The organism is Pseudomonas marginalis, assembly GCF_008692035.1.
GTDB classification, from domain to species: domain Bacteria; phylum Pseudomonadota; class Gammaproteobacteria; order Pseudomonadales; family Pseudomonadaceae; genus Aquipseudomonas; species Aquipseudomonas marginalis.
Genome location: NZ_VTFG01000002.1, coordinates 725,986 through 750,666 on the forward strand (window position 1 = coordinate 725,986; position 24,681 = coordinate 750,666).

General features: G+C 62.3%; 20 protein-coding genes. 9 read left to right on the forward strand and 11 right to left on the reverse strand.

Annotated elements, in window-relative coordinates; all coding sequences use genetic code 11:
- The first annotated feature begins 12 nt into the window (after positions 1-12).
- Positions 13-1,179 carry an MFS transporter gene (locus tag FX984_RS23440; RefSeq protein WP_027604389.1) on the forward strand — a complete coding sequence of 389 codons (1,167 nt, stop codon included), beginning with the start codon at positions 13-15 and terminating at the stop codon, positions 1,177-1,179.
- Positions 1,180-1,207: 28 nt separating this feature from the next.
- On the forward strand, positions 1,208-2,263 hold the full coding sequence (locus FX984_RS23445; protein ID WP_027604390.1) for an alkene reductase: 1,056 nt from the start codon (positions 1,208-1,210) through the stop codon (positions 2,261-2,263).
- 233 nt (positions 2,264-2,496) lie between these two features.
- Here FX984_RS23445 and FX984_RS23450 read toward each other — a convergent pair whose 3' ends face one another.
- Positions 2,497-3,129 carry a TetR family transcriptional regulator gene (locus FX984_RS23450; RefSeq protein WP_027604391.1) on the reverse strand — a complete coding sequence of 211 codons (633 nt, stop codon included), beginning with the start codon at positions 3,127-3,129 and terminating at the stop codon, positions 2,497-2,499.
- A 285-nt stretch (positions 3,130-3,414) separates the two neighbouring features.
- Between FX984_RS23450 and FX984_RS23455 the strand changes: the two genes are divergently transcribed.
- Genes FX984_RS23455 through adeC form a run of 3 tightly spaced genes read left to right on the forward strand, consistent with a single transcriptional unit; the run spans position 3,415 to position 9,182 of the window.
- On the forward strand, positions 3,415-4,563 hold the full coding sequence (locus FX984_RS23455; protein WP_027604392.1) for an efflux RND transporter periplasmic adaptor subunit: 1,149 nt from the start codon (positions 3,415-3,417) through the stop codon (positions 4,561-4,563).
- A 3-nt stretch (positions 4,564-4,566) separates the two neighbouring features.
- Positions 4,567-7,728, forward strand: a complete 3,162-nt coding sequence (locus FX984_RS23460; RefSeq protein ID WP_027604393.1) for an efflux RND transporter permease subunit — start codon at positions 4,567-4,569, stop codon at positions 7,726-7,728.
- Positions 7,725-9,182 carry an AdeC/AdeK/OprM family multidrug efflux complex outer membrane factor gene (gene adeC / locus FX984_RS23465; protein ID WP_108573974.1) on the forward strand — a complete coding sequence of 486 codons (1,458 nt, stop codon included), beginning with the start codon at positions 7,725-7,727 and terminating at the stop codon, positions 9,180-9,182. Before FX984_RS23460 ends, adeC begins: the two co-directional genes overlap by 4 nt.
- Positions 9,183-9,267: 85 nt before the next feature.
- Here the strand turns inward: adeC and FX984_RS23470 are convergent, their stop codons facing one another.
- Positions 9,268-10,260: a hypothetical protein gene (locus tag FX984_RS23470; protein ID WP_146475799.1), complete on the reverse strand. Its 993-nt coding sequence runs from the start codon at positions 10,258-10,260 to the stop codon at positions 9,268-9,270.
- A gap of 195 nt (positions 10,261-10,455) precedes the next feature.
- Between FX984_RS23470 and FX984_RS23475 the strand changes: the two genes are divergently transcribed.
- The 4 genes from FX984_RS23475 (at position 10,456) to FX984_RS23495 (ending at position 16,154) form a co-directional block, all read left to right on the forward strand.
- On the forward strand, positions 10,456-12,153 hold the full coding sequence (locus FX984_RS23475; RefSeq protein WP_027604396.1) for a molecular chaperone HscC: 1,698 nt from the start codon (positions 10,456-10,458) through the stop codon (positions 12,151-12,153).
- A 10-nt stretch (positions 12,154-12,163) separates the two neighbouring features.
- Positions 12,164-13,777 (forward strand): J domain-containing protein, encoded by a 1,614-nt coding sequence (locus FX984_RS23480; protein WP_146475800.1) that lies wholly within the window; start codon positions 12,164-12,166, stop codon positions 13,775-13,777.
- Positions 13,778-13,919: 142 nt separating this feature from the next.
- On the forward strand, positions 13,920-15,170 hold the full coding sequence (locus FX984_RS23490) for an OprD family porin (RefSeq protein WP_146475801.1): 1,251 nt from the start codon (positions 13,920-13,922) through the stop codon (positions 15,168-15,170).
- 84 nt (positions 15,171-15,254) lie between these two features.
- Complete coding sequence (locus tag FX984_RS23495; RefSeq protein ID WP_027604399.1) at positions 15,255-16,154, forward strand: polysaccharide deacetylase family protein; 900 nt, start codon at positions 15,255-15,257, stop codon at positions 16,152-16,154.
- Here FX984_RS23495 and pcaC read toward each other — a convergent pair whose 3' ends face one another.
- The 9 genes from pcaC to FX984_RS23540 form a co-directional block, all read right to left on the reverse strand.
- Positions 16,155-16,547, reverse strand: coding sequence for a 4-carboxymuconolactone decarboxylase (gene pcaC, locus FX984_RS23500; protein ID WP_027604400.1), 393 nt, complete (start codon positions 16,545-16,547; stop codon positions 16,155-16,157).
- A 268-nt stretch (positions 16,548-16,815) separates the two neighbouring features.
- Positions 16,816-17,607, reverse strand: coding sequence for a 3-oxoadipate enol-lactonase (pcaD, locus tag FX984_RS23505; protein ID WP_146475802.1), 792 nt, complete (start codon positions 17,605-17,607; stop codon positions 16,816-16,818).
- A gap of 10 nt (positions 17,608-17,617) precedes the next feature.
- Positions 17,618-18,982, reverse strand: a complete 1,365-nt coding sequence (locus tag FX984_RS23510; protein WP_108573968.1) for a 3-carboxy-cis,cis-muconate cycloisomerase — start codon at positions 18,980-18,982, stop codon at positions 17,618-17,620.
- A 10-nt stretch (positions 18,983-18,992) separates the two neighbouring features.
- Complete coding sequence (locus FX984_RS23515) at positions 18,993-20,288, reverse strand: MFS family transporter (RefSeq protein ID WP_098480245.1); 1,296 nt, start codon at positions 20,286-20,288, stop codon at positions 18,993-18,995.
- A 155-nt stretch (positions 20,289-20,443) separates the two neighbouring features.
- Entirely contained in the window at positions 20,444-21,010 is a 567-nt protein-coding gene (pcaG, locus tag FX984_RS23520) for a protocatechuate 3,4-dioxygenase subunit alpha (protein WP_098480246.1), read from the reverse strand.
- Between the two features lies 1 nt (position 21,011).
- Positions 21,012-21,716: a protocatechuate 3,4-dioxygenase subunit beta gene (gene pcaH / locus FX984_RS23525; protein WP_027604405.1), complete on the reverse strand. Its 705-nt coding sequence runs from the start codon at positions 21,714-21,716 to the stop codon at positions 21,012-21,014.
- A gap of 17 nt (positions 21,717-21,733) precedes the next feature.
- Complete coding sequence (gene pcaF / locus FX984_RS23530; protein WP_174556995.1) at positions 21,734-22,936, reverse strand: 3-oxoadipyl-CoA thiolase; 1,203 nt, start codon at positions 22,934-22,936, stop codon at positions 21,734-21,736.
- Entirely contained in the window at positions 22,933-23,712 is a 780-nt protein-coding gene (locus FX984_RS23535; RefSeq protein ID WP_027604407.1) for a CoA-transferase subunit beta, read from the reverse strand. Before FX984_RS23535 ends, pcaF begins: the two co-directional genes overlap by 4 nt.
- Positions 23,712-24,569 (reverse strand): CoA transferase subunit A, encoded by an 858-nt coding sequence (locus FX984_RS23540; RefSeq protein WP_027604408.1) that lies wholly within the window; start codon positions 24,567-24,569, stop codon positions 23,712-23,714. The genes FX984_RS23535 and FX984_RS23540 overlap by 1 nt, the downstream gene beginning before the upstream one ends.
- Between the last annotated feature and the right edge of the window lie 112 nt (positions 24,570-24,681).

Below are 24,681 nucleotides of genomic sequence, written 5' to 3' on the forward strand. Positions count from 1 at the left end.
AAGGAAACGATAATGCCCCTCTCGCTACTCATCCTGGCCCTGAGCGCCTTCGCCATCGGCACTACCGAGTTCGTGATCATGGGCCTGCTGCCTGATGTGGCGGCGGACCTCGGCGTGTCGATTCCCGGCGCCGGCTGGCTGGTCACCGGCTATGCCCTGGGCGTGGCCATTGGTGCGCCATTTATGGCACTGGCCACCGCCAGGTTGCCCCGCAAGGCGGCCCTGGTAGCGTTGATGGGCATCTTCATTATCGGCAACCTGCTCTGCGCCCTGGCCAGTGACTACAACGTGCTGATGGTTGCCCGTGTGATCACCGCGCTATGCCACGGTGCGTTCTTCGGCATCGGTTCGGTGGTCGCCGCCAACCTGGTGCCGGCCAACAAGCGCGCTTCGGCCGTGGCCCTGATGTTCACCGGCTTGACCCTGGCCAACGTGCTTGGTGTGCCACTGGGCACCGCGCTGGGCCAGGAAGCCGGCTGGCGCTCGACCTTCTGGGCAGTGACGGTGATTGGCGTAGTGGCGTTGATCGGCCTGATCCGCTTCCTGCCGGCCAAGCGTGACGAAGAAAAACTCGACATGCGCGCCGAACTGGCCGCCCTCAAGGGTGCCGGCATCTGGTTGTCGCTGAGCATGACCGCGCTGTTCGCCGCATCCATGTTCACCCTCTTCACCTATGTTGCGCCGCTGCTCGGCGATGTCACCGGCGTGTCGCCCAAAGGCGTGACCTGGACCCTGCTGCTGATCGGCCTGGGCCTCACCGTGGGCAATATCATCGGCGGCAAGCTGGCGGACAAACGCCTGGCAGCCACCCTGATCGGCGTGTTTATCAGTATGGCGGTGGTGTCCACCGCGCTGACCTGGACCAGCGTCGCCGTGATCCCGACCGAGATCACCCTGTTCCTCTGGGCCACCGCTTCATTTGCCGCCGTACCTGCGCTGCAGATCAACGTGGTGACCTTCGGCAAGGCCGCACCGAACCTGGTGTCCACCCTGAACATCGGCGCCTTCAACATCGGCAATGCCCTCGGCGCCTGGGTGGGCGGCAGCGTGATTGCCCACGGTTTCGGCCTGAGCAGCGTGCCTCTGGCGGCAGCGGCCCTGGCGATCCTGGCGCTGCTGGTGACCCTGATTACTTTCCGTCAGGGCGGCGATGCCGACCTGGCCCCTGCGACCCACTGATCAACTTCAAAGAGAAGGGTGTTTTCCCATGACGACTATTTTCGATCCGATCAAACTGGGCGACCTGGAGCTGTCGAACCGCATCATCATGGCGCCGCTGACCCGCTGCCGCGCCGATGCCGGCCGCGTACCCAACGCGCTGATGGCCGAGTACTACGTGCAACGTGCTTCCGCCGGGCTGATCCTCAGCGAAGCCACTTCGGTGACACCGCTGGGCGTGGGCTACCCGGACACGCCGGGCATCTGGTCCAACGACCAGGTGCGCGGCTGGGCCAATATCACCAAGGCCGTGCATGGCGCAGGGGGCAAGATCTTCCTGCAACTGTGGCACGTCGGCCGCATTTCCCACGCGTCCTACCTGAACGGCGAAACCCCGGTGGCGCCGAGCGCGATCCAGGCTAAAGGTCACGTCAGCCTGGTGCGCCCATTGGCCGACTACCCAACGCCGCGTGCTCTGGAAACCGCTGAAATCGCCGACATCGTCGACGCTTACCGCACCGGCGCCGAGAACGCCAAGGCCGCAGGCTTTGATGGCGTGGAGATCCACGGCGCCAACGGCTACCTGCTCGACCAGTTCCTGCAAAGCAGCACCAATAAGCGCACCGATAACTATGGTGGGTCCCTGGAAAACCGTGCACGCCTGCTGTTGGAAGTGACCGATGCGGCCATCGAGGTCTGGGGCCCTGGCCGTGTGGGTGTGCATTTGGCACCGCGCGCCGATGCCCACGACATGGGCGACGACAACCTGAAGGAGACCTTCACCTACGTCGCCAGCGAGCTGGGCAAGCGTGGTATCGCCTTCATCTGCTCCCGTGAAAAGGCAGGTGCGGACAGCCTCGGTCCTCAGTTGAAAAAAGCCTTTGGCGGCGTGTACATCGCCAACGAACGTTTCACCAAGGACAGCGCCAATGCCTGGCTGGCCGAAGGCAAAGCGGACGCCGTGGCCTGGGGTGTGCCGTTCATTGCCAACCCGGACCTGCCAGCACGCCTGAAAGCCGATGCGCCGTTGAACGAAGCGCATCCGGAAACCTTCTACGGCCAGGGCCCGGTGGGCTACATCGATTACCCGACGCTGCCACTGTAATCACCCGACACGCGAAACCAAATGTGGGAGGGGGCTCGCCCCCTCCCACATTGTTGCCCTGGGAAACACTCCTTAACAGCCTTGCAACAAAATCCCTACAAAATACTTAGGCGGCTATGTATCAACCGCCCGCCAGCCCGTATATAAAGTCACCCCACCTATCAGGCAGAAGGACGATTGACGGTCCTTAGGCTTTACTGTTGACACAACCTGATGCAATTACGCATTTTGTCTCAATTGCGCAGGCTGGGGCTCAGGCGCAGCATATCGAGCCCTGCATCCACCCAGCGTTCGGCCTCCTGATGTAGCTGGAAGCTGTCGGGTACCAGCAGCCACTGGCCAATCAGCCCGTTGATGTAGGCATGGATGCACACTGCGCCACGGGTGGTGTCGAGGTTTTCCGGAAGTTGCCCGCGATGGACCGCGTTACGCAGTGTCAGGCCGATGCGCAGGTTGCATTCCAGGCTGTGGGTCTGGCGCTGACGGCGCATGTCGCACATTTCATCGGTGAATTCGCACTTATGAAACAAAATCTCATTGATGCGCCGGGTTTTCGGGTCCAGGGCCACCTGATGAAACAAATGAATCAGCAGCTTGCGCATGCACCCCAACGGATCGACTTCGTCCTCGCTTTCACTGGCCCTGGCCAATTCGTCCAGTGGCTCATGCAGCGTGTCCAGCAGGGCCTGCAACAGATCGGATTTATTACTGAAGTGCCAATAAATGGCGCCCCGCGTGACACCGGCCAGCGCAGCGATATCCGCCAGCGTAGTCCGTGCAACGCCGCGTTCATAAAAGGCTTGCTCGGCGGCTTCGAGAATTTGGCTGCGCGTTTCCTGAGCTTCCTCTTTAGTGCGACGAACCATGGCAGTACAACCTCAATCAGGACACATAAGACTATCGCTAACGCAGTGTTAATAGACGTTAACGATCATCCGAATATTTGTGGGACGACACCGTCATGGGCGCCGAACGTAGTGGAATCGAGGCTTTTGGCTTGCTTTGTCAACAATCCGCGCAGCCTGTCAAGAGTTTACAAACAACCATGAACGTAAGTATATTGCGTAGCAAGCTACTTATCTACTCACAGCGTGTTTTTTACCCTTCCACACTTCTTGTGCGCACCCTGCGCGCCTGACCCGAGGATCTTCATGCAACTTAAGCCAGCTGTTACCGCTCTGGTCACTGCCGTCGCCCTGGCATCGCTGCTCAGCGGATGTAAAAAGGAAGAAGCGGCTCCGCCCGCTCAAGTCCCTCAGGTCGGCGTGGTCACCATTCAACCGCAAGCCTATACCCTGACGTCCGAGCTGCCAGGCCGCACCACCGCCTACCGCATCGCGGAAGTTCGCCCACAGGTCAACGGCATCATCCTCAAGCGCCTGTTCAAGGAAGGCGCGGATGTGAAGGAAGGCCAGCAGCTCTATCAGATCGATCCGTCGGTCTATGAAGCCACGCTGAAAAGCGCACAAGCCAGCCTGACCCAGACCAAGTCCATCTCCGACCGCTACAAGCAGTTGGTCGATGAGCAAGCCGTCAGCCGCCAGGAATACGACACCGCCGTGGCCAACCGCATGACTGCGGAAGCAAACGTGCAAACCGCCCAGATCAACGTGCGCTACACCAAGGTGTTCGCGCCGATCTCCGGGCGTATCGGTCGTTCTTCGGTGACCGAAGGCGCGCTGGTCAGCAATGGCCAGACCGATGCCATGGCGGTAATCCAGCAACTGGACCCGATCTACGTCGACGTCACGCAGTCTTCGGCTGAAATGCTGAAACTGCGCCGCGACCTGGAAAGCGGCCAACTGGAAAAAGCCGGCGCCAACGCCGCCAAGGTCAAGCTGACCCTGGAAGACGGCAGCGACTACGGCCATGACGGCAAACTGGAATTCTCCGAAGTCTCGGTCGACCAGACCACCGGCTCCGTGACCCTGCGCGCGGTGTTCCCCAACCCTGACCACACCCTGCTGCCGGGCATGTTTGTGCACGCCCAGCTGCAAGCCGGTGTGAACAGCAAGGCGATCCTCGCGCCACAGCAAGGCGTGACCCGCGACCTCAAGGGCATCCCGACGGCGCTGGTGGTCAACGCCGACAACAAGGTCGAGCAGCGTGTACTGGTGGCCAACCGCACCGCCGGCGCCTATTGGCTGGTGGAGAAAGGCCTGAACGCCGGTGACCGCGTGATCACCGAAGGCCTGCAGTACGTCAAGCCGGGTGTGGAGGTCAAGGTCAAGGAGGCTGACAACGCCAAGCCCGCCGGTTCCGCCGCTGCTCCTGCTGCCGCGCCTGGCCAGGGGGAGTAATCCATGTCGAAATTTTTTATCGACCGTCCCATTTTCGCCTGGGTAATTGCCCTGGTGATCATGCTGGTCGGGGCACTGTCGATCCTGAAGTTGCCCATCAACCAATACCCGGCCATCGCGCCAACCGCCATCGACATCCAGGTAACCTACCCAGGCGCGTCCGCGCAAACCGTGCAGGACACCGTGGTGCAGGTCATCGAGCAGCAGCTCAACGGTATCGACAACCTGCGTTATGTGGCCTCGGACAGTAACTCCGACGGCAGCATGACCATCACCGCGACGTTCAACCAGGGTACCAACCCGGACATCGCCCAGGTGCAGGTGCAGAACAAGCTGAACCTGGCGACCCCATTGCTGCCGCAGGAAGTGCAGCAACAGGGTATCCGCGTAACCAAGTCGGTGAAGAACTTCCTGATGGTGATCGGCCTGGTGTCGGAAGACGGCAGCATGACCAAGGATGACTTGTCCAACTACATCGTTTCCAACATCCAGGACCCGATTTCCCGGACCGCAGGTGTGGGTGACTTCCAGGTGTTCGGTTCGCAGTACGCCATGCGTATCTGGCTGGACCCGGCCAAGCTGAACAACTTCCAGCTCACGCCGGTGGATGTCAGCACGGCCATCTCGGCACAGAACGTCCAGGTGGCCACCGGTCAATTGGGCGGCCTGCCTGCCCTGCCCGGCAACCAGCTGAACGCCACCATCATCGGCAAGACCCGCCTGCAGACGGCTGAGCAGTTCGGCAATATCCTCATGAAGGTCAATGCCGACGGTTCCCAGGTTCGCCTGCGTGACGTGGCGCGTATCGAACTCGGCGGCCAGAACTACAGCATCAGCGCGCAGTTCAACGGCAACCCGGCTTCCGGTATGGCGATCAAGCTCGCGTCGGGCGCCAACGCCCTGGACACCGCCAAGGCCATCCGTGCCACCGTGGCGTCCCTGGAACCGTTCTTCCCGCCTGGCATGAAGGCGGTGGTGCCGTATGACACCACCCCGGTCGTGACCGAATCGATCTCCGGTGTAGTGCACACCCTGATCGAAGCGATCGTGCTGGTGTTCCTGGTAATGTTCCTGTTCCTGCAGAACTTCCGCGCCACCATCATCACCACCATGACCGTACCGGTGGTATTGCTGGGTACCTTCGGGATCCTCGCGGCGTTCGGTTTCACCATCAACACATTGACCATGTTCGGCATGATCCTCGCCATCGGCCTGCTGGTGGACGACGCCATCGTCGTGGTGGAAAACGTCGAGCGGGTAATGGCCGAGGAGCATTTGTCGCCGAAAGAGGCGACGGTCAAGTCCATGGGCCAGATCCAGGGCGCCCTGGTGGGTATTGCCCTGGTACTGTCGGCGGTACTGTTGCCGATGGCATTCTTCGGCGGCTCCACCGGTGTGATCTACAAACAGTTCTCCATCACCATCGTTTCGGCCATGGCGTTGTCGGTACTGGTTGCCCTGATCTTCACCCCGGCCCTGTGCGCCACCATGCTCAAGCCGATCGACCCGGAAAAACACGGCCAACCCAAGCGTGGTTTCTTCGGCTGGTTCAACCGCACCTTCGACCGTGGCGTACTGAGCTACGAGCGCGGCGTGGGTAACATGATCAAGCACAAGATCCCGGCCTTCCTGGTGTACGCCCTGATCATCGCCGGCATGATCTGGCTGTTCATGCGCATCCCGGCTGCGTTCCTGCCCGATGAAGACCAGGGTGTGATCTTTGCCCAGGTGCAGACCCCGGTAGGTTCGTCGGCTGAACGCACGCAAAAAGTCATCGACGACATGCGCGCCTACCTGCTCAATGACAAGGAAGGCGAGCCGGGCGAAGGCAAAGGCGTGAAATCGGTGTTTACCGTGAACGGTTTCAACTTCGCCGGTCGTGGCCAGAGTTCGGGCCTGGCCTTCGTGATGCTCAAGCCGTGGGATGAGCGCGACTCGTCCACCTCGGTGTTCGAGATTGCCAAGCGTGCCCAGGGTTACTTCATGCAGACCTTCCAGGACGCCATGGTGTTTGCCATTGTGCCGCCGTCTGTACTGGAACTCGGTAACGCCACCGGTTTCGACGTGTTCCTGCAAGACCAGGGCGGTGTCGGCCATGAAAAGCTGATGGCGGCGCGTAACCAGTTCCTGGGCATGGCTGCCCAGAGCAAGATCCTGGCCGGTGTGCGCCCCAACGGCGTGAACGATGAGCCGCAATACGAGCTCACCGTCGACGACGAGAAGGCCAGTGCCCAGGGCATCACGCTGTCCAACATCAACCAGACCCTGGCGATTGCCTTGGGTGGCAGCTACGTCAACGACTTCATCGACCGTGGTCGGGTGAAGAAGGTTTACGTGCAAGGTGAAGCCGCCAGCCGGATGTCCCCGGAAGACCTGAACAAATGGTACGTGCGCAGCGACTCCGGGAAGATGGTGCCGTTGTCGGCCATCGCCTCGGGCAAGTGGATCTACGGCTCGCCGAAGCTCTCGCGTTATAACGGTGTAGCGGCGATGGAAATCCTCGGTACCCCGGCACCGGGCTACAGTACCGGTGACGCCATGGCCGAAGTCGAACGCATCGCCAAGCAACTGCCGGCGGGCGTGGGCTACGCCTGGACGGGCCTGTCGTATGAAGAACGCCTGTCCGGCTCCCAGGCGCCGGCACTGTATGCGCTGTCGCTGCTGGTGGTGTTCCTGTGCCTCGCGGCGCTGTACGAAAGCTGGTCGATCCCGATCGCAGTGATCCTGGTGGTTCCACTGGGCGTGGTGGGTGCGTTGATCGCCACCAGCATGCGCGGCTTGTCCAACGACGTGTTCTTCCAGGTGGGCTTGCTGGTGACGGTGGGCCTGGCGGCGAAGAACGCCATCCTGATCGTGGAGTTCGCCAAGGAACTCCACGAGCAAGGCAAAGGCATCGTCGAGGCGGCCATCGAGGCCTCGCGGATGCGCCTGCGGCCGATCATCATGACCTCCATGGCGTTCGTCCTCGGCGTGTTGCCGCTGGCGATCTCCTCGGGTGCCGGCTCAGGCAGCCAGCACGCAATCGGTACCGGTGTCATTGGCGGTATGATCACGGCCACGGTGCTGGCGATCTTCTGGGTCCCCCTGTTCTTCGCGAGCGTGTCCGCCATGGGCGAACGTAACAAGACTGAACCTAAGCAAACTCCTCAAGAGGCTGGCCAATGAGCAAGTCGCTACTTTCCTTAGCCGTCACCGCATTCGTGCTCAGTGGCTGCTCGCTGATCCCTGACTACCAGCGCCCTGAAGCGCCGGTGGCAGCTCAGTTCCCACAGGGGCCGGCGTATTCGTCGGCCCAGGCGCCGGGCCAAGCCGCTGCCGAGCAGGGCTGGAAGCAGTTTTTCCATGACCCTGCCCTGCAACAGCTGATCCAGACCGCGCTGGTGAACAACCGTGACCTGCGTGTCGCGGCCCTGAACATCGACGCGTATGCGGCGCAGTACCAGATCCAGCGTGCCGACCTGTTCCCGGCCATATCGGCCACGGGCAGCGGCAGCCGTTCGCGCACCCCGGCCAAGCTGTCGCAGACCGGCGAATCGACCATCACCAGCCAGTACTCGGCCGGCCTCGGGATCAGTTCTTATGAGCTGGACCTGTTCGGTCGTGTGCGCAGCCTGAGTGAAGAAGCGCTGCAAAAGTACTTCGCCACTGAAGAAGCACGGCGCAGCACCCAGATCAGCCTGGTGGCCAGCGTGGCGAATGCCTACCTGACCTGGCAGGCCGACAAGGAACTGCTCAAGCTGACCCAGGACACCCTCGGCGCTTACGAGCAGAGCTTCAAACTGACATCACGCAGCAATGAAGTCGGTGTGGCGTCGGCCCTCGACCTCAGCCAGGCGCGCACCTCGGTGGAAAATGCCCGCGTAGCGCTGGCACGCTACACCCGCCAGGTGGCCCAGGACGAAAACAACCTGACCCTGCTGCTGGGCACCGGCCTGCCGACGAATATCGCCAGCAAGCCGCTGTCGGATGACCTGCTCAGCGACGTACCGGCTGGCTTGCCCTCGGACCTGCTGCAACGTCGTCCCGACATCGTGCAGGCCGAGTACAACCTCAAGGCCGCCAACGCCAACATCGGTGCGGCCCGTGCAGCGTTCTTCCCGAGCATCAGCCTGACCGCCAGCGCCGGTACCGCCAGCCCTACCCTGGGCGGTCTGTTCAAAGGCGGTTCGGGTACCTGGTCGTTCGCCCCGCAGATCAACATCCCGATCTTCAACGCCGGCAGCCTGCGCGCCAGCCTGGACTATTCGAAGATCCAGAAAGAGATCAACGTGGCGAACTACGAGAAGGCGATCCAGACCGGCTTCCAGGAAGTCTCCGACGGCCTCGCCGCGCGTGAGACCTACAAGCAGCAGCTGGAGGCCCAGCGTGGCTTCGTCGCGGCCAACCAGGATTACTACCGCCTGGCCGAGCGTCGCTACCGCATCGGTGTCGACAGCAACCTGACCTTCCTCGATGCCCAGCGCCAACTGTTCAGTGCCCAGCAATCGCTGATCACCGACCGCCTGGCGCAGCTGACCAGCGAGGTCAACCTGTACAAGGCCCTCGGTGGTGGCTGGAACGAGCAGACCGCGAAGAACGAGCCGTTGAAAGAAGAAGCACCGGCGTTGAAGTTGTTCTGATAGCGCCGCAATAAACAAAAACCGCCTCCCTTATCAGGAGGCGGTTTTTTATGGCCCGCGATATTTTACAGGCTGGGTGCCAAGGTTAAGTTCTCAATTCACTGACTTGAACCTGGAACACAGAACTCGAAATATCATACTGGGTGTTTTGACCGTCCGAGCCACGAGCAGTGATTGAGAAATTAAACTCACCGATAAACCAGAACCCTTCGTCTGGATGATCAGTGCGCCTTACGCGGAATGTACCCGTCGGATCAGAAAACCCGTATGAGAATTCAGGCCGCATAATAAAAAGCGTATCAACACTATTTGGCGGCCCCCCAGGCCCTGTGATCGGGTAATCAGTAAAGGTTTTCAGCTCTCTCCCTGCGAACTCGAGGACCGCACGATCACCTCCATCACGGGGCAAGCACTGAATAAAATAACTCGAGTCTGAGTAGATCACGAAAAATACATTACCCAGGTCGATGGGGTCATAACTGCCATTGACACTGGCGTTGATCTCACAAAGAACTGGAACCTTCGCTTGCACTCGGTGCTTGGGTACAAACTTACCCGTTGCGCCGTGGTTTGCTAACGCGCAGGTGATTTGAAGGGCATGGCAGACAACTTCCATATCGCCCTTGCCATCTGGCTTGAAGTAGATGGAAAACTGCATGCTCAGCGCTATACGGCCGTCCTTGTATTCAAGAAGGTCAACCGTCAGGGCCCCCGAATATTCGTCCGGGAAATACTCGATGCGGTTTCCCAAGGCAAAAGCCGCCCTGACTCCAGGGTCCTCCGGCCGGATCGGATAGGTCTGGCCTGCTTTCAGCCCTTCAGCCTTAAGGGTCAGTTCATTTTTCGAACCGGGATTGTCTTCAAACCCTAAACAAATGGAAAACTGAGCACCCTCGATATAGATCAACTCGAATGTGTCGAATGTAATCGGGATCTTCTTGTTACTCCCAAAGATCAGGTCCGCGTTGAACGTATTCGACGACGTTAACAACTCACCTATGTCTGTTCCAAAGCTCATGAGCACTTCTCCCTTGAGCACCAGAAAAATACTGCCACCGCCTTGAACATAGGCGTTCAAAAACGGGCCATCTACTGTCAACCCTGACAGTAGACGCAGAAGCGGTTAAACATAAGGCTGACAGGTTGGCCAAGCGCTTTGTGGCGAGCGGGCTTGCCCCGCTCGTCACAAAGCGCTCCCGCCTTGCTTTGCGCTCAACCTTTCAGGTTAAAATCTGTCACAGATTCTTACAGACCACAGAGGGAGCTTGTCGTAATGATCGTAGGAATCGACCTGGGGACCACTAACAGTCTCGCAGCCGTCTGGCGCGGCGATGCCGCCGAAATGGTGCCCAATGCCCTGGGCCAGTTGCTGACCCCCAGCGTGGTCGGGCTGGATGACCAAGGCCGTGTCCTGGTGGGCCAGGCCGCCAAGGAGCGCCTGCACACCCACCCGCACCTGACGACTTCGCTGTTCAAGCGCTACATGGGCAGCGCCACTGAAGTGCGCCTGGGCGACCGCTCGTTCCGCCCCGAAGAACTCTCGGCGCTGGTGCTCAAGAGCCTCAAGGAAGACATCGAGCGCACCTACGGCCAAACCGTTACCGACGCGGTGATCAGCGTGCCCGCCTATTTCAGCGACGGCCAACGCAAGGCCACGCGCATCGCCGGTGAACTGGCCGGGCTCAGCGTTGAGAAACTGATCAACGAACCGACCGCCGCCGCCTTGGCCTACGGCCTGCACCAGCGTGATAAAGAAACCTCGTTCCTGGTCTTCGACCTTGGCGGCGGCACCTTCGACGTGTCGATCATCGAGCTGTTCGACGGGGTGATGGAAGTACGCGCCAGCGCCGGCGACAACTTTCTCGGCGGCGAAGACTTCGACACCCTGTTGCTCGAACACTTTGTCGACAGCCAACGCAACGCCACGGGTTTCCCGCCCACCAGCACGGTGCTGCAAGCCCTGCGCCGCGAAGCCGAGCGCGTACGCAAAGCCTTGGGCCAGGACGACAGCGCCGAGTTCGCCCTGCGCGTCGACGGCCAGCAATGGACAAAAACCATCACCCAACAGGAACTGGCCAAGCTCTACACGCCACTGCTGGAACGCCTGCGCGCACCGATCGAACGCGCCCTGCGCGATGCGCGGATTCGGGTCGGCGACCTGGATGAAATCCTGCTGGTGGGCGGTACCACACGCATGCCGCTGGTGCGCAAACTCGCCGCCGGCCTGTTCGGGCGCTTTCCCTCCATCAGCCTCGATCCCGACCAGGTGGTCGCCCATGGTGCGGCGATCCAGGCCGCCCTCAAGGCCCGTTCCGCGGCCCTCGAAGAAGTGGTGCTGACCGACGTCTGCCCCTACACCCTGGGGATCGAAACCTCCAACCAGTACGGCGGCCATATCGAAAGCGGCCATTACCTGCCGTTGATCGAACGCAACAGCAGCGTGCCGGTGAGCCGGGTCAAAAGCGTGGTCACCCTGCACGACGACCAGGCCCACGTACTGCTGAAGATCTACCAGGGCGAAAGCCGCCTGGTCAAAGACAACATCGAGCTGGGCCAACTGGATATTCCGGTGCCCAAGCGCAAGGCCGGTGAAGTCTCCCTGGACGTGCGTTTCACCTACGACAACAACGGCCTGCTGGAAGCCCAGGTGAATATCCCGCTGACCGGCGAGCAGCATTCGCTGGTGATCGAGAACAACCCCGGCGTGCTCAACCCGCAGGAGATCCAGCAACGCCTGCAAGCCCTGGCGCAATTGAAGGTCCACCCCCGCGACCAGCAGGTCAACACCGTGCTCGTCGCCCGCCTCGAACGGCTCTACCAGGAAAACCTCGGCGAGCTGCGCGAACAGCTCGGGCATTGGGCGGCGCAGTTCCAGCAGGTACTCGACACCCAGGACGAACGCCGCATCCGCGAAGCGCGCAGCGAACTGAGCCGTCAACTTGAGCAACTCGACAACGGGTTCTGGCGCTGAGGGCACACCGATGGATTGCTGGACCGTACTGCAACTGCCGGAGGACGCCGACGAGCGCAGCATCAAGCGCAGCTATGCGCGCTTGCTCAAAGGCTGCCGCCCGGACGACGACGCCCAAGGCTTCCAGCGCCTGCGCGAGGCCTATGAACACGCGCTGAATGAAGCACGCTGGCGAGCGGATAACGAAGAGGCAGAACCCGTCCAGGCGCCCGTGGCCGAAGCGGTCTACACCAACCTGAATGACCTGGCCGAACTGCTGGACATCAGCCCCGTCAGCCCGGCGCCCTTCGACGCACCCACTCCGGACCCGGCCCAGACCCTGCTCGACGGCCTGACCGCGGGTAACCTCGATGAACGCTGGGCCCAGGCTCGGCAACAGGGCTGCACCGAGGCGTTCCAGGCCGGCCTGTTGCGCCATTGTTTCGAAGCACCGGGCGAACGCAGCGCCATCGCCGCTTGGGCCGCGCAACACCTGGAATGGCTGACCCCCTGGCAGCAGGTGGCGATGACGTCCTGGCAATACGAAGCACTGACCGGCGAGCTGCTGCAAGACTACCGCCGCACCCTGCAGGAACTGCTGGAGCAAAAGGCCGAGCGCGAGTTCATCACCCAGCTCACGCAGTACAACGACCAACCCTGGCTGCGGGTGTTCGACCTGCAACAGCAGTGGCAGCGCATCGTCCTGCACCTGCTGCATGACACCCAGTGGAGCGTGCCGCTGTTCGAGCGGGTGTGCCAGGCCTTCGGCTGGGACGACCAGAAAGGCGTCTACCCGGAACCGGCGTGGATGTGGCGCGAACTGGTGTCGCGTTGCGAACAGGAAAGCTTCTACGCCAACCTGCAGGACAAGGCCCAGGACACGCGGCGCACATCAGCCGATGCCCTGGCCGCACGCCTGCTGCTGACGCCGATGTCCGCCACGCAACACAAACGCCTGATCGATGGGTTTGGCGAGAACGAGTGGAACGCCTGCCAGCACCTGGCGCAAACACTGACCTGGCGCTATCCGCAACTGGTCGAGCGCCTGCCTCAAACAGACCTGTTCTTTTGGCGCAAATTCGTGCCCCGGCCGATCTACACCCAGGTGTTTATCCGGCTATGGGCCGTCTTCGCCCTGGGGCTTGGCCTGAGCATCGCCCACGATAAGCCAGACAGAATGGACGGGATGTCGCTGGTCATTTTCATGCTGATGGCGTTCGTGCCGGCGGCGGTTGGCTTCCGCGTCACCCAAGTGTGGGCCGGGATGAGTTCAACCTATCGGGTGCTGGATGTGTGGCTGAGCCAGTACCTGATCCCCAAGCGAATCAACCCCAACGACTACTGGCTGGTGATTCGCCACGGCGTACCGCAGGCGATCATGCTGGTGGCCTGCGGCTTGATGCTTGGTGTACTGGGTGCGCTGACCTATGCCGGCGCGCTGCTGATCAACCTGCTGCACAAAAAACGCATCGGTCATATGAGCCAGAAGTTCGCCGAAGGCTACCCCTGGCTGAACGGCCTGCACTGGGCCTTCTGGAGCCCTCTGCAAGGGGTGTTCCTGGTGGTGATGGTGGCGCTGATCATTGCCGCCCAGCATTGTTTGCCGGCGGTGCCCTGGACCCACTTCGACCTGCCCAAACGATAACGCGCCAATGCCGGGCCTCAGCGCCCGGCAACTTGCGTTCGATCATCGCCCACAACCCGCCCTGCCCCGATTGAACCGCCCCCGCACCGCCCCGCACCATGGCCGCCACCTGCATAAACCCAATAACAACAGGTCCACCACCATGAGCACTTTTCACCCGCGCCGGCTCCTGCTGGCCACCGCTATCGCCAGTCTTGCCCTGCCCGTCGTCGCCGAAGAACACGGTTTTCTGGAGGACGCCAGCGCCAACCTCAACCTGCGTAATTTCTTCTTCAACCGCAATTTCACCAACCCCACCAAAACCCAGGGTGGCGCACAGGAGTGGACGCAAAGTTTCATCCTCGACGCCAAGTCCGGCTTTACCCAAGGCACCGTCGGTTTCGGTGTGGATGTGCTGGGGCTGTACTCGTTGAAGCTCGATGGCGGGCGCGGTACCGGTGGCACCCAATTGCTGCCGCTGGACCACGATGGCCGCCCTGCGGATGAATTCGGGCGTCTCGGCGTGGCGTTCAAGGCGCGTATTTCCAAGACCGAAGTGAAGGTCGGCGAATGGATGCCGGTGCTGCCGATCCTGCGTGCCGACGATGGCCGCTCCCTGCCGCAAACCCTGCGCGGCGGGCAGATCACCTCGAAGGAAATCGACGGCCTGACCCTGTACGGCGGCCAGTTCCGCGCCAACAGCCCGCGCGACGACAGCAGCATGTCGGACATGTCGATGGTCGGCAAAACCGCGTTCACCTCGGACCGCTTCAACTTCCAGGGCGGCGAGTACGCCTTCAACGACAAGCGCACCCAGGTCGGCGTGTGGAACGCCCAGCTCAAGGACATCTACAGCCAGCAGTTCGTCAACCTGATCCACAGCCAGCCCCTGGGCGACTGGACCCTGGGCGCCAACCTCGGGTTCTTCTACGGCAAGGACGACGGCAGCGCCCGCGCCGGCGACCTGGACAACAAGACCTGGTCCGGCCTGTTCTCGGCCAAGTATGGCGGCAACACCTTCTACGTCGGCCTGCAAAAACTCACCGGCAACAGCGCGTGGATGCGCGTCAACGGCACCAGCGGCGGCACCCTGGCCAACGACAGCTACAACTCGAGTTACGACAACGCCGAGGAAAAATCCTGGCAGGTGCGCCACGACTACAACTTCGCCGCCCTCGGCGTACCGGGCCTGACCCTTATGAACCGCTATATCAGCGGCAGCAACGTGCACACCGGCACCATCACCGATGGCAAGGAATGGGGTCGCGAAAGCGAATTGGGTTATACCGTGCAAAGCGGCGTGGTGAAGAACCTCACGGTGCGCTGGCGCAATTCGAGCATGCGCCGCGACTACAGCAACAATGAGTTCGATGAAAACCGGCTGATCGTCAGTTACCCGATAAGTCTGCTGTAATCCGGCGCCGCACTTACTGTATGGTGCGCGCCTGCCGCTGCTGATCCGCCCAGCAGCGGCCTCTTATCCGAGCCTGCGCACACCATGAAATCCTTTGCCATCGCATCCGCCGTGCTTGCCCTGGCCTTGAGCCTCAGCGGCTGTATCGGCGCACCCATCGCCCTGACCGCGCAGACCGAGCAACGCCTGCAGGCCCAGGCGCCGATCCGTTTTTTGCTGACTTTCGATGACGGCCCCAGCGCCTCGGGCTACGACAACCCCAGCCGTTCAGTGCTCGCCGACCTGGCGCACAACCCGGTGCTGCCGGGGATCAAGGCGGTGTTCTTCCTGCAGACCGAATCGTCGCGTTCCGGCGGCAGCTCGCGGGGTCGCAAGACGATGGAGCGTGAATACGCCGGCGGGCATGTGCTGGCTTTTCACACTGCCACGACCTTTCATACCAACCACCGCTGGCTGAATGATGCCGAGCTGGAGCGCACCCTCAGCCAGGGCGCGAGCGATATCGCCTCGATCACCGGCGCGCCGCCCGTGCTGGTCCGCCCGCCGTTCTGGAACTACGACCGGCGCACCTTCGCCGCCTACCAGCGCCATGGCATGCAGGTCCTGCTGACCGACCTGAGCGCCAATGACGGCAAGATCTGGGGCTTCAATGGCAGCCCAAGGCGCCGCGCCAACCTGTATCGACAACTGTCGGTGGTGCGCGAGCGCATCGCGCTGGGGGAGTTACCGACGGTGGACGGCGTGATACCGGTGGTGGTGACCTTCCACGATATCAACCGCTATACCGCGCGGCATATGCAGGAATACCTGCAGATCCTGCTGGACAGCGCACGAGTCAATGGCATGAAGACGGCTGCCGAACCGTTCTACACCGATACGGCCGCCCTGCAACGCGCGGCGCTGGCGCGTACGGTCAAAGACGTGAATGAAGCCGTGCATCTTCCGGGCGTGTGGAATTGGGTGTGGGACGCCGACTCCCACTGATCACTCGCGCGACTCGACACCCAGCTCATCCCATACAGACTCTGCCAGGTGAAACGTGGCATTCGCCGCCGGAATCCCGCAATAGATCGCGCTCTGCATCAGCACTTCCTTGATCTCGGCACGGGTCACGCCGTTGCTGGCGGCGGCGCGCAGGTGCAGCTTGAGTTCTTCGCTGCGGTTCATGCCAATCAGCATGGCGATGGTGATCAGGCTGCGGGTGTGGCGAGGCAGCCCGGGGCGGGTCCAGATGTCACCCCAGGCGTGGCGGGTGATCATGTCCTGGAACTCGCTGTTGAACTCGGTCAGGGCATTGAGGCTGCGGTCGACATGGGCATCGCCCAGCACTTCGCGGCGCACTTGCAGGCCGTCGGCGTAACGTTGTTTCTCGTCCACAAAAAACTCCTGGTTCAATAAGATTTCAATTCGATGACCTGTGGCGAGCGGGCTCCTGTGGTGAGCGGGCTTCTTGTGGTGAGCGGGCTTGCCCCGCGCTGGGCTGCGAAGCGGCCCCAAATCAGGCGCCACGGTCTGTCTGAAATAATTCGGCGTCCGTATTGGGGCTGCTTCGCAGCCCAGCGCGGGGCAAGCCCGCTCACCACAGGAAGCCCGCCGCCACAGGAAGCCCACTTGCCACAACGAGCCAGTTGCCACAACAGCGGCCTCAGCGGGCCAGCAGGAATTTGATAACCCGGTCACTGAATGCAGCGCCAGCCTGTACGTTGGACAGGTGCGCCGCGTAGAACTCGGCGTACTCGGCGCCCTGCACATGGTGCTGGATAAAGTGACCACCGGCCGGTGGCGTGACGGCATCTTCAGTGCCGGCAATCACCAGGGTGCGTGCCTTGATCTTCGGCAACTGCTCACGGAAATCCGCATCACGCACGGCAGCGCAGTTGGCCGCGTAACCTGGGGGCGAAGTCGCGGCAAGCATGTCGGTGATCTGCTTGGCCTGGTGCGGGTTGGCTGCCGCAAAATCGGCGGTGAACCAACGCGCAATCGACGCATCGCGCAAGGCCACCATGGCCGCCGCGCCATCACGCTGGACCATCTCGATCCGTGGGTTCCAGATCTCCGGCGTGCCGATTTTGGCGGCGGTGTTGCACACCACCAGGCGCTGCAGGCGCTCACCGGCATTAATCCCCAGCCATTGGCCGATCAAGCCGCCCATGGACAGCCCGCAAAAGTGCGCACGCTGAATATCCAGCGCATCCAGCAGTGCGATCACGTCGTGGCCCAACTGCTCGATGCTGTACGGTCCCTCGGTCACCAGGGATTTGCCGTGGCCACGGGTGTCGAAACGCAACACCCGGAAATGCTCGGTAAACGCCGGGATCTGGATGTCCCACATATGCAGGTCGGTGCCCAGCGAGTTGGACAGCACCAGCACCGGTGCGTCCACGGGGCCATCGAGTTGGTAATGCAGTTCGCCCTCGGCGAGTTGTACGAAAGCCACAGCGTTCTCCTTAGGCGTTCAATGCAAAGTGTTCGGTGACAGCGCGAGTGACCCAGGTGGGCGCCTGGCCCAGGTAGTGGGCCGGGTCGAGCAGGCGGTCCAACTCGGTGGCGGACAGCTCGGCGGTGACCTGCGGTTCGTCCGCCAGCACCGCGCGCAAGTGGCGCCCTTCTGCGACGGCGCGTTTGCAGCATTGCTCCAGCAGGTGGTGCGCGGTTTCCCGGCCCAGGCGTTGAGCCAGCACGATGCTGACGGCTTCGGCCAGCACCAGGCCTTGGGTCAGGTCGAGGTTGTGGGCCATGCGTCCGGGGTCGACTTCCAACCCTTCGCTCACCAGCAGCGCTTGTTTCAAGGCCCCGGACACCAGGCGGCAAATCTCCGGCAAGGTTTCCCATTCGGCGTGCCACAGGCCCAGGCTGCGTTCATGTTCCTGGGGCATGGCGCTGAACATCGTCGCCACCAGGCCGGGCACGCGCGTGGCGGTGCTGATCAGCACGGCGGCGCCCACCGGGTTGCGTTTGTGCGGCATGGTCGACGAACCGCCCTTGCCGGGCGCCGACGGCTCGAACACTTCGGCCGCTTCGGTTTGCATCAGCAGGCTGATATCGCGGCCCAGTTTGCCGAGGCTGCCGGCGATCAGGCCCAGGACGGAGGCGAACTCCACCAGACGATCCCGTTGGGTGTGCCAGGGTTGTTCAGGCAAGCTCAGCTTCAACTCCGCCGCCAGCGCCTCGGCCACCGGCATGGCGTGTTCGCCGAGTGCCGCCAACGTCCCGGACGCGCCGCCGAATTGCAGCACCAGCAAACGCGGTTGCAGTTCTTTCAAACGCTGGCGACTGCGCGTCACCGCGCCCAGCCAACCGGCAATCTTCATCCCCAGGGTGACCGGCGTCGCGTGCTGTAACCAGGTACGCCCGGCCAACGGCGTCGTCGCATAACGCTGGGCCTGGGCGGCCAGCACGTCGCCCAGACGCGCCAGGTCCGTTTCGATCAACCCCAGGGCCCGGCGCAGTTGCAGCACCAGCCCGGTGTCCATCACGTCCTGGCTGGTCGCGCCCAGGTGCACATAACGTTCGGCCCCGGCATCCCCGCTGGCAATCAACTTGCCCAGGGCCTTCACCAGCGGAATCGCGGAATTCCCCGCCGTGGCAATCGCCACGCCGAGGGCATCCACGTCGTACAGCGACGCCAGGCACGCCTGGGCAATCGGCGCCACGGCGGCCTGGGGGATCAACCCGACCCGGGCCTGCGCCCGGGCGAGCGCGGCTTCGAAATCGAGCATGCCCTGCAGGCGTCCCTGGTCGCAGAACACCTCGGCCATGCTGTCAGCAGTGAAGTAAGCGTCGAACAGTTGATTGCTCGTGCGCAGTGTCATAACTCATCCCTTACAAATCGTGATGCAGGTACGCCGCCTGTTTCGGCAGGCGCAAGCTGAACAGGAAGGCCACCGCCATCATCGCGGTGACGTACCAATAGAAAGTGTTTTCCATGCCCATGGATTTGAGGCCCAGGGCCACGTATTCCGCCGAACCGCCGAAGATCGCGTTGGCCACCGCATAGGCCAGGCCCACGCCCAGGGCGCGCACTTGTGGCGGGAACATTTCCGCCTTCACCAGGCCGCTGATCGAGGTGTAGAAGCTGACAATCGCCAGGGCCAGGGTGATCAGCACAAACGCCAGGAACGGACTGCTGACGGTTTTCAAGCTGAGCAGGATCGGCACCGTGCACAGTGTGCCCAACGCGCCGAACCACAGCATCGAGTTACGCCGGCCGATCTTGTCGGCCAGCATGCCGAACAGCGGCTGCATGCACATGTACAGGAACAGCGCGCCGGTCATGATGTAACTGGCGGTCTTGGCGTGCATCCCGGCGGTGTTCACCAGGTACTTCTGCATGTAGGTGGTAAAGGTGTAGAAAATCAGCGAACCGCCTGCGGTGTAGCCGAGCACGGTGATGAATGCCGCCTTATGGTCACGGAACAGCGCGGCGATACTGCCGGCGTCCTTGTCCGCGCGGGTTTCCTTGCTGGTGGTTTCCTTGAGGGTGCGGCGCAGCAGCAGGGAGATCACCGCGGCAATCGCACCGATCACGAACGGAATCCGCCAGCCCCAGGCCCGCAGTTCTTCCTCAGTGAGGATCTGTTGCAGGATCACCACCACCAGCACCGCCAACAGTTGGCCACCGATCAGGGTCACGTACTGGAACGAGGCGAAAAACCCACGCTGGCCCTTGAGCGCGACTTCACTCATGTAGGTGGCGGTGGTGCCATATTCGCCCCCCACCGACAGGCCCTGGAACAGCCGCGCCACCAGCAGCAGGGCCGGGGCCCAGGCGCCGATGTCTTTGTAGGTGGGCAAAAAGGCGATGACCAGGGAACCGGCGCACATCATCAGCACCGAGATCATCATCGAATTCTTGCGCCCGTGCTTGTCGGCGACCCGGCCGAACAGCCAGCCGCCGATGGGGCGCATCAGGAAGCCGGCGGCGAACACGCCAGCGGTGTTGAGCAGTTGGACCGTGGGGTCATCCGACGGGAAAAACGCGGGGGCGAAGTAGATGGCGCAGAAGGCATAGACGTAGAAGTCGAACCATTCGACCAGGTTGCCGGAGGAGGCACCGACAATCGCAAAGATCCGTTTGCTGCGCTCTTCTCCGGTGTAGTGACTGGTGGTTGTTGTCATGGTTTTTCACTCAGTGGGAACGGTTATAGCCTAGACATACTTTGCAACAACCATGTTCCGCAAGCAGACTTTTGCGTAGGCAGTGCCTGAACCGGCCCCCTCCCACATCAAAATGTGGGAGGGGGCTTGCCCCCGATGGGGCCCTGACAAGCGACTCAATAATCGAAGAACACCGTCTCCTTATCTGTGCCCTGCAAAATCACATTCCACTGGTGCACACCCGCCGCGTCCGGCTTGGCAATCAACGTGCCGCGCCGCTCGGCAGGCACACAGGCCAGCAACGGGTCATCCCCATTCAACGCCTCGCCCTCGAAATAAATTCGCGTCAGCAGGTGCTTCACCAGCCCACGGGCAAACACCAGCACCACCAGGTGCGGCGCCTGGGTCGTGCCTTGCAGGCCCGGCACGCTGCCCGGCTTGATCGTGGTAAAGCGGAAGCGCCCTTCGGCATCCACCGGCACCCGGCCGAAGCCTTCGAAGTTCGGGTCGAGCGCCTTGTCCTGCTCGTCTTCAGGGTGGTCGTACTTGCCGGCGGCATTGGCCTGCCAGACTTCGAGCATGGCGTCGTTGACAACATCACCGTTGCCGTCCACCACTTGCCCGCTGATCGCCACGCGCTCGCCGAGGGTGGCGGCGACGGTCAAATCCTCGCGGTTCAGCCAGGTCAGGCCGATGTGGTAGTACGGCCCGACGGTGTGGGACGTGGTCGCGTAGAGTGTCATCTCATTTCTCCATCGGCGTGGCGTCGCGGCCGCGCAGGACGATGTCCCAGCGGTAGCCGAGGGCATAGGAAGGAATGGTCTTTTCCAGGTCGAAACGGGCGATCAGGCGTTCCTTGGCGCTGGTATCCGGCACACAGTTGTAGATCGGGTCGTATTCCAGCAGCGGGTCGCCGGGGAAATACATCTGCGTCACCAGGCGTGTCAGTACGCTCGGGCCGAACAGCGAAAAGTGGATATGCGCCGGGCGCCACGCGTTGTGGTGGTTGCCCCATGGGTAGGCCCCAGGCTTGATGGTCTGGAACTGGTACCAGCCATCGGCGTCGGTGACGGTGCGCCCGGTGCCGGTGAAGTTCGGGTCCAGCGGCGCATCGTGCAGGTCACGCTTGTGGTTGTAGCGACCGGCGGCGTTGGCCTGCCAGATCTCCACGAGGATGCCCGGCACCGGCAGGCCGTTTTCATCCAGCACGCGGCCATGAATGATGATGCGTTCGCCCAACGGTTCGCCGTCGTGTTGGGCGGTGAGGTCGTTGTCCTTCTCGCTGACTCGCTCGGCACCGATGGTCGGGCCGGTGATTTCCGACAAGGAATGGGGCAGGAACACCAACGGCTGGGACGGCGAACGCAGGTTCGTCGACTGGTAGGCCGGGTGCAGGTAATCAGGCTGAGTGCCCGCTTGCGGGCGCCGGTAACCGGGCTTGTCACTCATGGAGCTGTCCTCTCTTATTAGATGCGTTCGATCGCCAGGGCCAGGCCTTGGCCGACGCCCACGCACATGGTCGCCAGGCCTTTACGGCCGCCGGTTTTTTCCAACTGATGCAGGGCCGTCAATACCAGCCGTGCACCGCTCATGCCCAAGGGGTGGCCCAGTGCGATGGCGCCACCGTTCGGGTTGACCTGGGGTGCATCGTCGGCGATGCCCAGTTCACGCAGCACCGCCAGGCCTTGGCTGGCGAAGGCTTCGTTGAGTTCGATCACATCGAAGTCAGTCACGGCCAGGCCCAGGCGTTCCACCAGCTTGCGCACCGCCGGCACCGGGCCGATGCCCATCACCCGTGGCGCAACACCGGCGCTGGCCATGCCCAGCACGCGGGCGCGGGCAGTCAGGCCGTGTTTTTTCACCGCTTCGGCAGACGCCAGGATCAGTGCGGCCGCACCGTCGTTCACCCCCGAGGCATTGCCCGCAGTGACGGTCTTGTCCGGGCCGTTGACCGGTTTGAGTTTGGCCAGGGCTTCAAGGGTGGTGTCCCTGGGGTGCTCATCGTGCTCCACCACGGTTTCGCCTTTTTTCTGGGCGACCCGCACCGGTACGATTTCTTCAGCGAAGAACCCGGCCGCCTGGGCGGCGGCGGTGCGTTGCTGGCTGCGCAGGGCAAAGGCGTCCTGGTCGGCGCGGGAGACCTGGTAGTCGTCGGCGACGTTATCGGCGGTCTGCGGCATGGCGTCCACGCCGTACTGGGCCTTCATCAACGGGTTGATAAAACGCCAGCCGATGGTGGTGTCTTCCAGCTTCATGTTGCGCGAAAACGCCGCATCCGCCTTGCCCATCACGAACGGCGCACGGGACATCGACTCGACGCCACCGGCAATCGCCAGCTCCATTTCGCCGCTGGCGATGGCGCGAAACGCGGTGCCGATCGCATCCATGCCCGAGGCGCACAGACGGTTGAGGGTGACGCCGGGAATGCTTTCCGGCAGGCCGGCCAGCAGCAACGCCATGCGGGCGACGTTGCGGTTGTCTTCACCGGCCTGGTTGGCGCAGCCGAGGAACACCTCGTCGACGGCCGTCCAGTCTACCGAGGGGTTGCGCTCGATCAGTGCCTTGATCGGCACGGCCGCCAGGTCATCGGCGCGCACACTGGACAGGCCACCGCCAAAGCGGCCGATGGGGGTGCGAATCGCATCGCAGATAAAGACCTCGCGCATCAGGCTTCTCCCGGGGCTTGGCCATGGGCGGCGGCCGTGCGTGCTTCGAGGTCACGCAGGGCGGTCAGTTCCACCTCGGTCGGTTCGGCGGTGGTGCTGACCTGCTCGGCAAATCGAATCGCCCAACCGGTGGCCGCTACGACTTGCTCGCGGGTCACGCCCGGATGGAGGGCGGTGACCACGAATTCATGGGTGCCCTCTTCCGGCTCCATGATGCACAGGTCGGTAATGATTCCGACAGGACCGGCACCCGGCAGACCCAGGCGTTTACGCGAATCCCCACCTTCGCCGTGGCCGACCGAGGTGATGAAGTCCAGCTTGTCGACAAACGAACGGGACGACTGCTTGAGGATGATCAACACGCTCTTGGCCGAGCCGGCGATTTCCGGCGCGCCACCGGCGCCCGGCAGGCGCACCTTGGGTTGGTGATAATCACCGACCACGGTGGTGTTGATGTTGCCGAAGCGGTCGACTTGCGCGGCACCGAGGAAGCCCACGTCGATACGCCCGCCCTGCAGCCAGTAGCGAAAAATCTCGCCGGTCGGCACCACGGTGTCGGCGGTTTCCGCCAGCTCGCCATCACCGATCGACAGTGGCAATACGCTGGGCTTGGCGCCAATCGGCCCGGACTCGTAGATCAGCACCACATCCGGCGACGAAGTCAGGCGCGCCAGGTTGGCGGCCTTGGACGGCAGGCCGATGCCCACAAAGCACACGGAGCCGTTCTTGAGGCGGCGCGCGGCGGCGACGGTCATCATTTCATTGGTCGAGTAAGCCATTACTTGGCCTCCTGCTGCGTGGTCAGCTTGGCCTGGAATTCACTGAAATCGGCAGTGCCGTGGATGTATTCATCCATCCAGGCAGTAAAGGTCCCACGGTCGCGGGCGATGGGGTCCCACGCCTGGTAGAAGCGATTGTCACGCTCGTTGTAGCCGTGGGCGTAGGACGGATGGGCACCACCGGGTACGTGGCACACCGCAGTCAGGGCCCAGGTCGGCAGTACGCAACTGTTCATCGGCGCGTTCAGGTCATCGACGATTTCTTCCACGGTGACGATGCAGCGCTTGGCCGCCAGGGCCGCTTCCTTCTGCACCCCAAGAATGCCCCAGAGCAGCACGTTGCCCTTGCGATCAGCCTTTTGCGCGTGGATCACGGTGACGTCCGGACGCACCGACGGCACCGCTGCCAGCACTTCACCGGTGAACGGGCACGTCACGCTCTTGATCAGCGGGTTGACCTTGGGCAAGTCGGAACCCGCGTAGGCGCGCAGCACCGCGAACGGCAGGCCCGATGCGCCGGCGACGTAGGCATTGGCCAGGTCGGCGTGGCTGTGTTCTTCGATTTCCAACGGTTGCGGCCATTGCTTTTCGACCGCATCACGCAGGCGATGCAGGGAACCTACACCCGGGTTACCGCCCCAGGAAAAAATCAACTTGCGCGCGCACCCGGCACCAATCAACTGGTCGTAGATCAGGTCAGGCGTCATACGCACCAGCGTCAGGTCTTTCTTGCCCTGACGAATGATTTCATGACCCGCTGCCGTAGGGATCAGATGGGTGAAGCCTTCCAGTGCGACAGTGTCGCCGTCGTTCACGAATTGCTTCACCGCGTCACGCAGCGCAAGAATTTCAGCCATGGGGTTGGGCTCCCGGTGTGGATCGAAAAGGCGCTGAGGTGGCGCCGAAGTGCTTGAAGATTAAGCCGGGGAAATCGGCCAAACAATCCGATAATCGACTCAGCGTTCGATT